Source organism: Pseudomonas sp. FW305-3-2-15-E-TSA4 (assembly GCF_058787295.1).
In genome coordinates, this window is record NZ_JBYSZP010000009.1 from 240499 (window position 1) to 252692 (window position 12194).

Annotated in this window: 14 protein-coding genes; 10 read left to right on the forward strand and 4 right to left on the reverse strand. The window is 60.4% G+C overall.

What is annotated here, in order from left to right:
- Position 1: 1 nt before the first annotated feature.
- Positions 2-1093 carry a chorismate synthase gene (gene aroC / locus AC3WMV_RS14855; RefSeq protein ID WP_027613332.1) on the reverse strand — a complete coding sequence of 364 codons (1092 nt, stop codon included), beginning with the start codon at positions 1091-1093 and terminating at the stop codon, positions 2-4.
- A 130-nt stretch (positions 1094-1223) separates the two neighbouring features.
- Here aroC and AC3WMV_RS14860 point away from each other — a divergent pair, with 130 nt between their 5' ends.
- On the forward strand, positions 1224-2177 hold the full coding sequence (locus AC3WMV_RS14860) for an alpha/beta hydrolase (protein WP_103368921.1): 954 nt from the start codon (positions 1224-1226) through the stop codon (positions 2175-2177).
- Between the two features lie 99 nt (positions 2178-2276).
- On the forward strand, positions 2277-3068 hold the full coding sequence (locus tag AC3WMV_RS14865; protein WP_103368922.1) for a hypothetical protein: 792 nt from the start codon (positions 2277-2279) through the stop codon (positions 3066-3068).
- A gap of 99 nt (positions 3069-3167) precedes the next feature.
- On the opposite strand, the gene prmB is transcribed toward AC3WMV_RS14865, so the two are convergent.
- A complete protein-coding gene (gene prmB / locus AC3WMV_RS14870) occupies positions 3168-4076 on the reverse strand; it encodes a 50S ribosomal protein L3 N(5)-glutamine methyltransferase (RefSeq protein ID WP_007960672.1) in 909 nt (302 codons plus the stop codon).
- Positions 4077-4314: 238 nt separating this feature from the next.
- On the opposite strand from prmB, the gene AC3WMV_RS14875 reads away from it, so the two are divergent.
- The 5 genes from AC3WMV_RS14875 (at position 4315) to AC3WMV_RS14895 (ending at position 7086) form a co-directional block, all read left to right on the forward strand.
- A complete protein-coding gene (locus AC3WMV_RS14875) occupies positions 4315-4905 on the forward strand; it encodes a cysteine hydrolase family protein (RefSeq protein ID WP_003223193.1) in 591 nt (196 codons plus the stop codon).
- 130 nt (positions 4906-5035) lie between these two features.
- The gene (locus AC3WMV_RS14880) at positions 5036-5356 is read left to right on the forward strand and encodes a hypothetical protein (protein ID WP_007914024.1); all 321 of its coding nucleotides are present in this window, start codon (positions 5036-5038) and stop codon (positions 5354-5356) included.
- Positions 5357-5430: 74 nt separating this feature from the next.
- Positions 5431-5988 carry a Smr/MutS family protein gene (locus tag AC3WMV_RS14885; protein ID WP_096797013.1) on the forward strand — a complete coding sequence of 186 codons (558 nt, stop codon included), beginning with the start codon at positions 5431-5433 and terminating at the stop codon, positions 5986-5988.
- A 77-nt stretch (positions 5989-6065) separates the two neighbouring features.
- The gene (gene folE / locus AC3WMV_RS14890) at positions 6066-6611 is read left to right on the forward strand and encodes a GTP cyclohydrolase I FolE (protein ID WP_003442011.1); all 546 of its coding nucleotides are present in this window, start codon (positions 6066-6068) and stop codon (positions 6609-6611) included.
- Positions 6612-6714: 103 nt separating this feature from the next.
- The gene (locus AC3WMV_RS14895; RefSeq protein WP_007960660.1) at positions 6715-7086 is read left to right on the forward strand and encodes a glutathione S-transferase N-terminal domain-containing protein; all 372 of its coding nucleotides are present in this window, start codon (positions 6715-6717) and stop codon (positions 7084-7086) included.
- A 158-nt stretch (positions 7087-7244) separates the two neighbouring features.
- On the opposite strand, the gene AC3WMV_RS14900 is transcribed toward AC3WMV_RS14895, so the two are convergent.
- Positions 7245-8411: an aminotransferase-like domain-containing protein gene (locus tag AC3WMV_RS14900; protein ID WP_103368923.1), complete on the reverse strand. Its 1167-nt coding sequence runs from the start codon at positions 8409-8411 to the stop codon at positions 7245-7247.
- Positions 8412-8493: 82 nt separating this feature from the next.
- Between AC3WMV_RS14900 and AC3WMV_RS14905 the strand changes: the two genes are divergently transcribed.
- The 3 genes from AC3WMV_RS14905 to AC3WMV_RS14915 all read left to right on the forward strand — a co-directional run bounded on the left by AC3WMV_RS14905 (position 8494) and on the right by AC3WMV_RS14915 (position 11322).
- Positions 8494-8940, forward strand: a complete 447-nt coding sequence (locus AC3WMV_RS14905; protein WP_103368938.1) for a MarR family winged helix-turn-helix transcriptional regulator — start codon at positions 8494-8496, stop codon at positions 8938-8940.
- Between the two features lie 315 nt (positions 8941-9255).
- Positions 9256-10605, forward strand: a complete 1350-nt coding sequence (locus AC3WMV_RS14910) for an NCS2 family permease (RefSeq protein ID WP_027613339.1) — start codon at positions 9256-9258, stop codon at positions 10603-10605.
- A gap of 90 nt (positions 10606-10695) precedes the next feature.
- The gene (locus AC3WMV_RS14915; protein WP_003223174.1) at positions 10696-11322 is read left to right on the forward strand and encodes a LysE family translocator; all 627 of its coding nucleotides are present in this window, start codon (positions 10696-10698) and stop codon (positions 11320-11322) included.
- A 192-nt stretch (positions 11323-11514) separates the two neighbouring features.
- Here AC3WMV_RS14915 and uraH read toward each other — a convergent pair whose 3' ends face one another.
- On the reverse strand, positions 11515-11868 hold the full coding sequence (gene uraH, locus AC3WMV_RS14920) for a hydroxyisourate hydrolase (protein ID WP_003223171.1): 354 nt from the start codon (positions 11866-11868) through the stop codon (positions 11515-11517).
- Between the last annotated feature and the right edge of the window lie 326 nt (positions 11869-12194).

Below are 12194 nucleotides of genomic sequence, written 5' to 3' on the forward strand. Positions count from 1 at the left end.
ATCAAAGCTGACCCAGCACCGGGGTGCTGACGCGCACGTCGGCGTTCTGCCCACGATGACGCAGCAGGTGATCCATCAACACGATGGCCATCATCGCTTCGGCAATCGGCGTGGCGCGGATGCCGACGCACGGGTCGTGACGGCCCTTGGTGATCACATCTACCGGGTTGCCGTGGATATCGATCGAACGGCCCGGGGTGGTGATGCTCGACGTCGGCTTCAACGCCAGGTGCGCGACGATCGGCTGACCCGACGAGATGCCACCGAGAATGCCGCCGGCGTTGTTGCTGAGGAAACCTTGCGGGGTCAGTTCATCGCGATGCTCGGTGCCGCGCTGGGCGACGCAGGCGAAACCGGCGCCGATTTCCACGCCTTTCACCGCGTTGATGCTCATCAGCGCATGCGCCAGTTCAGCGTCGAGGCGGTCGAAAATCGGCTCGCCGAGGCCCGGCATCACGCCTTCGGCGACTACGGTGATCTTCGCCCCGACCGAGTCCTGATCGCGGCGCAACTGGTCCATGTAGGCTTCCAGCTCCGGCACCTTGTCCGGATCCGGGCTGAAGAACGCGTTCTGTTCCACCGAATCCCAGGTCTTGAACGGGATTTCGATCGGGCCGAGCTGGCTCATGTAGCCACGGATGACGATGCCCTGGCTGGCCAGATACTTTTTGGCAATCGCACCTGCCGCCACACGCATCGCGGTTTCCCGCGCCGAGCTGCGACCGCCACCACGGTAGTCGCGCTCGCCGTATTTGTGGTGGTAGGTGTAGTCGGCGTGCGCCGGGCGGAACAGATCCTTGATCGCCGAGTAGTCCTTGGACTTCTGGTCGGTGTTGCGGATCAGCAGGCCGATCGAGCAACCGGTGGTGCGGCCCTCGAACACGCCGGAAAGGATTTCGACTTCATCGGCTTCCTGACGCTGGGTGGTGTGGCGGCTGGTGCCTGGCTTGCGCCGATCGAGGTCGCGCTGCAGGTCTTCGAGGGAGATCTCCAGGCCCGGCGGGCAGCCGTCGACAATGGCGACCAACGCCGGACCATGGCTCTCGCCAGCGGTGGTGACAGTGAACAACTTGCCGTAGGTATTGCCGGACATGCAGGACGCTCCGTGAAATCAAACCCGAATTCGTGATGCGCGCCAGTATACGCAGGCTAACCGAGTAGTTCATCCTCGAACCTTAGCGGTGTTGGTGAGTCCAAACGGCACCTTGGCGAATGATGGCGTGATGATGCTGCGAGTTCTGATCTTGAGTCTTACCCTGTTTACCGGTTTTGCCCACGCGACTGTCCTGCAGCGCCCGATCTCTCTGGATACCGGGAGCGGTGAACTTTTCGGCTCGCTGTTGCTGCCAAAATCCGACAACCCAGTGCCGGTTGTCCTGATCCTTGCCGGCTCCGGTCCTACAGATCGTGACGGCAATAACCCCGATGGCGGGCGCAATGACAGCCTCAAGCGGCTGGCCTGGGTGCTGGCCAAACACAACATCGCCAGCGTGCGCTACGACAAGCGCGGGGTGGCTGCGAGCCGGCCGGCCACACCTGACGAGCGCAATCTGTCGGTGGAAGGCTACGTCGACGACGCCGTGGCGTGGAGCCAGAAGCTGAAAAGCGACCCGCGTTTCGGCCCGTTGATTCTGCTCGGTCACAGCGAAGGTGCACTGATTGCCACCCTCGCCGCCCCGCGTGCCGACGCCGCTGCGCTGATTTCGCTGTCCGGCAGTGCCCGCCCGGTGGATCAGGTGATCCGCGAGCAACTGGCGCGTAGCCTGCCGCCACCGTTGATGCTGCGCAGTAATGAACTGCTCGACAGCCTCAAGGCCGGTCACACCGATGACAACGTGCCGGCGCCGTTGCAACCGATTTTCCGCCCGAGCGTGCAGCCGTATCTGATTTCGCTGTTCCGCCAGGACCCGGCCAAGGCTTTTGCGCAACTGAAGATGCCGGCGCTGATCGTCCAGGGCAGCAACGACATGCAGGTCGGCGTCGGCGATGCGCAGGCACTGAAAGCCGCCAAACCCGACGCCGAACTAGTGGTGATCGAAGGTATGAACCACGTCATGCGCATCGTCCCCGCCGATGTGAAGCGGCAATTGGCCTCGTACAAGGACCCCAATTTGCCACTGGCGGCGGAACTGGGCGGCAAACTCATCGAATTTATTGACGGCATTCGCAACCGTTAACCGTAGTTTGCCCTCCAGTCCTGCAAAAAACGGCCGATAAGCCTTTGTCGCCAGCGTACCGGCTGGCGACAAGCAGAGCTTGGACAGGATCTCGCCGTTATGACTGATACCCCGACTTCACCCGACACCACCGCTGAAAAAGACGCACCGCCAGCGGTCGAGCTGCCATGGGCGGACGTCAGCGTCGAGCACCACAAGATGCTCCGCCTGGCCCCACTGCAGACTGATCGTCACACCGGTGGCCGGCCTTTGCGCTTTGTCGAATTCGGCTATGCCGAGCGCAACAGCAAAGAACACAGCCTGATGCGCATGGCGATCAAACTGCCCGGTCAGCGCGTGCGCAAAGAGCAGAACCACCTCGACGTGTGGGTCGATCACACCAGCAAACGTGTGCACTTCGGCCCCGACAGCGGTTTGCAGATCGAACCGTTGAACCGTGGCATCGGCCGTTTCATGGCCGCGCAAGGCATCAACTGGGCGAAAAAACGCTGGCCCGCCTACACCGTCGACGGCATGGACTTGAACAACAAGGACGCGCTGAACGAAGACACCCGCCTGCGTCGCGATCACTTCTTGCGCGTGCATGGTTTTGACGTTGTTTACGCCGACGCCCAGCATTTGAAGGGCAGCGTCAAAGAGGTGCAGGTCGGTGACCTGCTGGGCGACTGGAACAGCGAAAAGCTGCAGATCGTCGAGATTCTCGAAGCGGCGCAGATGCTGCAACAGGCCGAGCAGAACCTGGCCGAGCAGGAAGTGAAGCTGAAGAAGCAGGAAGAGAAGGTCAGCAAGTTCAAGCGTGAAGACGCTGGATTGCGCTTTACCATTACCTGTCTGGTGGCGTTTGCGGTGTTTCAGGCGGGGTTGTTGATCTGGATTGCCACGCACCGCTGATGGCTTGAGACCGCGGCGCGGCTATTCGCGAGCAGGCTCGCTCCCACCTTGGAATGCACTTCCCTGTGGGAGCGAGCCTGCTCGCAAAGCTTTTAGCCTTTAGACGCGGGAAGCGAACAGCGCCTGATGCTCGCGGCACTGCTCCGCCGTCAGCATGAACACGCCATGCCCGCCGCGCTCGAAATCGAGCCAGGCGAAGTCGACTTCCGGGTACAACGCTTCGACGTGTACCTGACTATTGCCCACTTCAACGATCAACAGCCCCTTCTCGGTCAGGTGATCCGCCGCTTCGGCGAGCATCCGCCGTACCAGGTTCAGACCGTCATCTCCGCAGGCCAGACCCAGCTCCGGTTCGTGCTGGTATTCGTCCGGCATGTCGGCGAAATCTTCTGCGTCGACATACGGCGGGTTCGACACGATCAGGTCGAACCGCTGTCCCGGCAGACCATCGAAACCATCGCCCTGCACGGTGTACACGCGCTCATCGACGCCATGACGCTCGATGTTCTGGTTGGCCACTTCCAGCGCTTCGAACGACAGATCGGCCAGCACCACTTCGGCGTTCTGGAACTCGTAGGCACAGGCGATACCGATGCAGCCCGAGCCGGTGCACAGGTCGAGGATGCGTGCCGGCTCGTCGCCGATCCACGGTGCGAAGCGGTTTTCGATCAGCTCGCCAATCGGCGAACGCGGGATCAGCACGCGCTCATCGACGATGAACGACATGCCGCAGAACCATGCCTCACCCAACAGGTACGCAGTCGGGATGCGCTCTTCGATGCGGCGCTTGAGCAGGCGTTGCAGGTTGACCAGTTCGTCATCTTCCAGCGCACAGTCGAGGTAGCTGTCGGCGATCTCCCACGGCAGGTGCAAGGCACCGAGCACCAACTGCCGGGCTTCATCCCAGGCGTTGTCGGTGCCATGGCCGAAAAACAGATCCTCCCCATGGAAGCGGCTGACGGCCCAACGGATGTGGTCGCGCAGGGTACGAAGTCGGGAAGTGATCACGGGGCAGAACTCCAGAAAAAACGACTGGCGATTCTACCAGCCAAAACGCGTCACGACGACGCGGGAAACATTCGCGGCCGACAGTAGGACCTTTCTGTTTTTTGCATCAGCTATTGAACAGAACGTGTAACTTGACAAGGCTGCAGGCCAATAACGACGCTGCCTACGATGGTAGCGGTTCACAGAACCGCTCAGCCAGAGGACAATGCCGCAAAAGCCCCACCCCAAGGAGCCCCGAATGTCCGTTCCAAAAACGATGTTTCAACTCAGCGGCCGCGGTTACGCAGCGGCCACACTGAGCCATGCCACCGTGGTCATCATCGATGCCCAGAAAGAGTACCTCAGTGGCCCGCTGGCCCTGAGCGGCATGGACGCGGCCGTCGCGAACATCAAACAACTGGTCGCCGCGGCCCGTGCAGCCGGTCGGCCGATCGTGCACGTGCGTCATCTCGGCACCGTCGGTGGCCTGTTCGACCCGCAGGGCGAACGCGGCGAATTCATCCCCGGCCTTGAGCCACAAGGTGACGAAACCATCATCGGCAAACTGCTGCCGAGCGCGTTCCATGGCACCGAACTGCTCGACCGTTTGCAGAATCTTGGCTCGCTGGACCTGATCGTCTGCGGTTTCATGAGCCACTCCAGCGTCAGCACCACCGTGCGCGCGGCGAAGAACCTGGGCTTCCGTTGCACCCTGGTCGAAGACGCCTGCGCCACCCGTGACCTGCCGTTCAAGGGCCGCGTGCTCAGTGCCGCCGTGGTCCAGGAAGCGGAAATGGCGATCATGGCCGACAACTTCGCCACCCTTGCCCTGACTCAAGATCTGATCTGATCTGCTCTGATGAGCGGCTCACCGCGCCGCTCATCCGCAAAAGCCTCGCATTTGCTTCAATTGCCTTAGCCTCAGGAACAACCCGGTCAACTCCCGGTCGAAGGGCCGATACCCATTGAGGAAGGTCGGAATGAAGTTATCCGATGGATTTGACGCACGCCGCTTGCGGCCCAAAGGCCAAAGCAACTGGCGTTTTCGATTCGGCGCAGCGATCGCCGCCATTCTGGCGACGTTCGGTGTGCTGCTGGCGATGGCCGGTGCCGCCAGCCTGCTGGGACGCCCGCCGGCGCTCGGCGATTTGAATGCCACGCCGATGGGTTCGGCGATCATTCTCGCGGTCGGCTTGTTGTTCCTGTATTTCGGTGTGGCGCTGTGGCGTCGATGCCGGCGTCGCGCCAGGCAATCGCGGGAGCTGAACATGTCCCCGCACCTGATGAAAAAACACGACTGACTCCACGGCCTGGCTTTTTGCCGGGCCGTTTTGTTTCGACTTGGGTAAACTGGCCGCCCTTCGCGGAGGCTGACATGCAAGACGACGATTTTTCCCTGTTCAAAAGTGCGATCCAAGGCGTCAAGCCGATCAAGCACGACCGCGCCGACACTGGCAAACCCAAGGCTGACCGCGCGCAGATCGCCAAGCTGCGCCAGTCCGCCACCGTGCGCACCGACACCACCACCGTGGATGGCCTGTCCGATCAGTTCGTGATCGACGTCGGCCCCGAAGACGAGCTGATGTGGGCCCGCGACGGGGTGCAGGAAAGCCAGATGCGCAAGCTCAAGATCGGCCAGATCCCGTTCGAAGGCAGCCTCGACCTGCACGGCATGAACGTCGAAAAAGCCCGCGAGACCCTCTGGGCCTTTCTCGCCGAAGCGACCAAATTCGAAATCCGCTGCGTGCGCGTCACCCACGGCAAGGCCGTGCGCCTGGACGGCAAGCGGCCGATGATCAAAAGCCACGTCAACACCTGGCTGCGCCAGCATCCGCAAGTGCTCGGTTTCACCTCGTGCCAGGCGAAACACGGCGGTGCCGGCGCGGTGTACGTGATGCTCAAACGCACCATGATGGAAGGCCGCGACGAATAATCGCGTTACACCGAACTTGCAGGGTTGTGTCCGCCACCGTACCCTTGCCCTTTGCGAAAATCCCCACAGGTAGTTTCATGTCCCTGGAACAGAATTACACCGCGATTCTCGGCCAACTGGGCGAGGACGTGTCCCGCGAGGGCCTGCTCGACACGCCAAAGCGTGCCGCCAAAGCCATGCAGTACCTATGCCGCGGTTATGAACAGACGCTCGAAGAGGTCACCAACGGTGCCCTGTTCAGCTCCGACAACAGCGAAATGGTGCTGGTCAAGGACATCGAGCTGTACTCGTTGTGCGAACACCACCTGCTGCCGTTCATCGGCAAGGCCCACGTTGCGTACATCCCGAGCGGCAAAGTGCTGGGCCTGTCGAAGGTCGCGCGGATCGTCGACATGTACGCCCGCCGCCTGCAGATCCAGGAAAACCTCAGCCGGCAGATCGCCGATGCGGTGATGCAAGTCACCGGTGCGCTGGGCGTGGCCGTGGTGATCGAGGCCAAGCACATGTGCATGATGATGCGCGGTGTCGAGAAACAGAATTCGTCGATGATCACTTCGGTGATGCTCGGTGAGTTCCGCGAAAACGCGGCGACTCGCAGCGAGTTCCTCAGCCTGATCAAGTAATCGGCTGCAGAAAAAAACCGGCGTTGATCGCCGGTTTTTTTTCGTCCGTGAAAAATCGGGTAAGCTGCGCGCCCTTCTCTCTTTGCACCGTGAGGCTTTCAACGTGTTCGTAAAAGCGCTTCGTGTCGGCCTTGGCCAACTGATCATCTTCATCGACTTCATCACCCGCCCGGGCAAGAAACAGCGCCCGGCCGAGGTACAGGCGCAAGTCAACGCCGCCGCCAAAGGCCTGACCCTGTATCAGTTCCACGCCTGCCCGTTCTGCGTGAAAACCCGTCGTACGCTGCGTCGCCTGAATGTGCCGGTCGCACTGAAGGACGCGAAGAACAATGAACAGGATCGCCAGACCCTGCTGGACCAGGGCGGCAAGATCAAGGTGCCGTGCCTGCGCATTGAAGAGAACGGGCAGACGACCTGGATGTACGAGTCCAAGGTAATTATTGATTATCTGGATAAGCGTTTCGCGGCGGTCTGAGTCTTTTTGGGCGCATTTGAAGGCCCTATCGCGAGCAGGCTCACTCCTACAATTGGAATGCGTTCTCCTGTAGGAGTGAGCCTGCTCGCGATGAGGCACTTGAGGGCACCATAAATCCCAGACAAAAATAAACCGGCCCTCGAGCCGGTTTATTTTTTTCAGGCTGCTTTGTCTAGTTGCGCCTGGCGCACCACCGCCGCCAACCGCTTGAGCCCTTCATCCAGTCGCGCCGGGTCGATGTGGCTGAAATTCAAACGCAGATGCCCGAGGTTTTTATCCGGTTCGGGAAAGAACGGCTCACCCGGCATGAACGCCACGTCATTGGCCAACGCCTCGTTGAGCAACGTCCGCGTATCCAGCGGTTGCTTCAACGTCAGCCAGAAAAACAACCCGCCCTGCGGCATGTTCCAGTTCGCCAGATCGGAAAAGTGCGTTTCCAGCGCTGACTGGAAAGCATCCCGCCGCTGCCGGTAAAAGCCGCGCAACTCGCTCAGGTGCTGCTGATATTTTTCACTGCCGATCCATTGCAGCGCCTGCCACTGGCCGATGCGGTTGGTGTGCAGATCCGCCGACTGTTTTAGCTTGAGCAAATGCGGAAACAGGTCCGGGCTGGCGATCAGGTAGCCGACGCGCAGGCCCGGCAGCAGGGTTTTCGACACGGTGCCGGTGTAGATCCAGCTGGCTTTCTGCAAACGCCCGGCAATCGGCTTGGCGCTGCCGCCATCGAACGTCAGTTCGCGGTACGGCTCGTCTTCGATCAGGGTCACGCCGAATTCATCCAGCAATGCGGCGACGGCGGCGCGCTTGGCTTCGCTGTAGCGCACGGCGGACGGATTCTGGAACGTCGGGATCAGGTAGATGAACGCCGGGCGATGTTGCTCAAGGCGACTGCGCAGTTGGGCCAGATTCGGGCCATCGGCCTCTTGCGGCACGGTCAGGCAATCGGCGCCGAACAGCTGGAAGATCTGCAGCGCGGCCAGATAGGTCGGCGCCTCCAGCAGGATTTCGGTGCCTTTGTCGATGTATAACTTGGCCGCCAGATCCAAGGTCTGCTGGGAACCGCTGACCACCAGCACCTGACTCGCCTCGCACGCCAAGCCCAGCGCCCTCGCCTCCGCCGCCAGCGCTTCACGCAGCGCCGGCTCGCCTTCGCTCATGCCGTATTGGCCAAGGGAGAGCGGCATGTCGGCCCATTCGACTTTCGGCAACATGGCTTCAGCGGGAAGGCCGCCGGCAAACGACATCACCTCCGGACGCTGGGCGGCGGCGAGGATTTCACGGATCAGAGAACTTTTAAGGCGCGAAACACGTTCGGAAAAAGCCATGGGAGTCACCGGTAGCGAGGCCTGGGAAAAATGAGTCAAACTGGTTGACTGAAACTACGACAGCTTGAGCGAGTACGTCAACATGCTTGACCTTAAAAACCCCGCCAGCCAGCAACAGGCGATGGAAGCGTTTTTTTTCGGCTATCAGGCGTTCACCGCCAAAGCGGATGAAATGCTCGAGCGACGCGGCCTGTCCCGGGTGCATCAGCGGATTGTGTTCTTCATCGCGCGTTATCCGAATTTGAGCGTGAAGGAATTGCTGGGCTTGCTCGGCGTCAGCAAACAGGCGCTGAACATGCCGTTGCGCCAGCTGCAGGAAATGCATCTGGTGGAGAGCGTGGCGTCGGAGGCAGACAAGCGTAAGCGTCTGCTGGAATTGACCGCCGAGGGTGCGAAGTTTGAACAGGCGTTACGGCGTGAACAGGTGAAGTTGCTCGAGCGGGTGTTTGCCGAGGCTGGGGAGGCGGCGGTGAATGGGTGGTTGGCGGTGAATATGGCGCTTGGGGGCACTCAGTCACATCTGGATTGACTGGACCGGCCTCATCGCTGGCAAGCCAGCTCCCACAAGGGCAACGGCGTACACAGATGTGAAGAAACCCACCAACCCTGTGGGAGCTGGCTTGCCAGCGATGGGGCCTCTGAAGGCGATATATCTCTATCGCCTGACCTTTCGTAAACAAAACCAAAAACAATATTTGCTTTATTTGTACACAAAAGCATAATCCACTGCGTGCGAGTTCCTGACCGCATGGTCAACAAATTCGCGTATGCCTCAAAGGGCTGCTGCCACCCCTCATGGGTCCGGCCCTGGAAATAACAATAAAACTCTTGAGGAGTACTCGCTGTGGAAAGCCGCAAATCCGAAGCATCGACGCTGGAACTCTCGCCGCCCTTACGCACAGGCGTGCTGGAGCGCATCTTCAAACTCAGCTTGCATGGCACCACGGTGAAGACCGAGCTGATTGCCGGTCTGACAACCTTCATCACCATGGCTTACATCATCTTCGTCAACCCGAACATCATGGCCGATGCCGGGATCGATCACGGTGCAGCCTTCGTCGCCACCTGCATCGCCGCCGCGCTCGGCTGCCTGCTGATGGGCCTGTACGCCAACTGGCCGGTGGGCCTGGCACCGGGCATGGGCCTCAACGCTTTCTTCACTTACACCGTGGTCGGCACCATGGGCTACAACTGGGAAACCGCGCTCGGTGCGGTGTTCGTTTCCGGTGTGCTGTTCATGATCCTGACCTTCTCGCGAATTCGCGAATGGCTGCTCAACAGCATCCCGGTCAGCCTGCGCTTTGCGATGGGCGCTGGCGTCGGTCTGTTCCTCGGGCTGATCGGCCTGAAGACCGCCGGTATCGTCGTCGACAGCCCGGCCACCCTGATCAAACTCGGCTCCCTGCGTGAACCCGGCCCGCTGCTGGCGGCGATCTGCTTCCTGATGATCGCGATCCTCAGCTACCACAAAGTGTTCGGCGCGATCCTCATCAGCATCATCACCGTGACCCTCGCCGGTTGGGGCCTGGGCATCGTGCACTACGAAGGGATCATGTCGACCCCGCCAAGCCTGGCACCGACCTTCATGGCAATGAACGTCGCGGGTGTGTTCAACGTCAGCATGATCAGCGTGGTGCTGGCCTTCCTCTTCGTGCACATGTTCGACACCGCCGGCACGCTGATGGGTGTGGCCCAGCGCGCCAATCTGGTCAACGCGGACGGGCGTATCGAAAACCTTTCCCGGGCGATGAAAGCCGACAGCGCCTCCAGCGTCTTCGGCGCGGTGGTCGGTGTCCCTCCGGTTACAAGCTATGTGGAAAGTGCCGCGGGTGTAGCGGCTGGTGGTCGGACTGGTCTTACCGCAGTCACCGTGGGTGTGCTATTTATAGCGGCGATGTTTTTCGCGCCACTGGCCGGGATGATTCCGGCTTACGCCACCGCCGGTGCGCTGATTTATGTCGCGATGCTGATGATGGGCGGCATGGCCCACATCGAATGGGATGAAGCCACTGACGCCATCCCGGCGATCGTCACCGCGATCATGATGCCGCTGACCTTCTCGGTCGCCGACGGCATCGCGCTGGGCTTCATCACCTACGTGGCGTTGAAGGCCGGCACCGGCAAGTACAAGGAAATTTCCGTCAGCCTGTGGGTGCTCTGCGCGATCTTCATCGCCAAGTTCATCTTCTTGTAAGCGTCACGCGGTTCAAGCGTCAAACCAGCCTCACCCTCGCGGGTGGGGCTTTTGCACATTCTTGAGTACAACAAAAAAAGGAGCAAAGTGATGAGTCTGGAAACCTGGCTGCTGTTCAGCGGCGCTGCATTGGTGGTGATCCTGATTCCGGGGCCGCTGTCGTTGTTGATGATAAGCAACAGTCTGAACTACGGCTTGCGCCGCTCTTACCCGGCATTTCTCGGCGGCGTGATCGCCTCGATCTGCCTGCTCAGTGCTTCGGCGCTGGGGCTCGGCGCCCTGCTGCTGGCCTCGGAACAACTGTTCAGCGCCCTGAAAATCGTCGGCGCGCTGTACCTGTTCTACCTCGCCTGGCAGAGCTGGCAGCAATCGCGTCAGCCAGCGGTCGGTGCCGAAGTACCGCAAGCCGCGCCGGTGCCGCGTTTCCGCACATTGTTCGGCCGCGCGTTTGTCTTGGGCGCGAGCAATCCGAAGGACATTCTGTTTTTCGCCGCGTTTCTGCCGCAGTTCCTTAGCGCGCAACAGCCGTTCCTCCCGCAATTGCTGATCATGATCGCGACTTGGGTGGTGCTGGATCTGTGCTGCAAACTGGCTTACGGGCTGGGTGCACATGGCGCGGCGCGCTATCTGCGCAGCGGCAAGGGACAGAGCTGGTTCAACCGGGTGAGTGCCGGACTGTTCAGTGGTGCCGGTGCTGCGTCGCTGTTGAGCCGCTGACAGCAAAAGCTTCGCGAGCAAGCCCGCTCCCACATTTGGAATGCATTCCCTTGTGGGAGCGGGCTTGCTCGCGAAGGCGTCAGACCAGACAGCACTTTCCTCCAAGCGAAAAAAAGCCCGCAGTGTGAGCGGGCGAAAGACCAAAGAAGCTATATGCGCAGTCGCTTCCCGGTGGGGGCAGCTGCTTGGGGGTCAGCTGCCCCGGTAGGTGGAATAGCTGTAAGGCGAAATCAGCAGTGGCACGTGGTAGTGATCCTGCTCGGCAGAGATGCCGAAACGCAGCACCACCACGTCGAGGAACGCCGGTTCCGGCAGTTGCACGCCACGGGCGCGGTAATAATCGCCGGCGTGGAACTGCACCTGATAGACCCCGGTGCGGTAGTCATCGCCTTGCAGCAGCGGCGCATCGACCCGGCCATCGCTGTTGGTTATCGCACTGGCGACCAATTCCAGGTGCGAACCTTCAACGCGGTACAGCTCGACCTTGATCGAGCTGCCCGGGCAACCGTGTGCAGCGTCCAAAACGTGTGTTGTCAAACGTCCCATTGATTCTGCGCGCCTGGCCGCAAAGAGCAGTCAGACTTCGCGCCTCCCGAAGTCAGGTAAAAAGGAGACCGCACCGATTCGGAGCACGAAAAGTTGCGGCGAGCGACTGATTAAGACACTTTTCAAAAAAATTGTACACAATAAAAACGACATTTTTCACCTCACCCCCGCCATTCGGGCGTTTACCCATGATCTGCCCCTCAAGCGCCTGGCTATTGAACCTCACAGCCATTAGCTGACTGATCAGGCAGGTTTCTTGCAGGTTTACGCCATTAACAGCAAAAGATGACAGTCGGTGAAAAATGCGAAAATTCAGGCTTACAAAT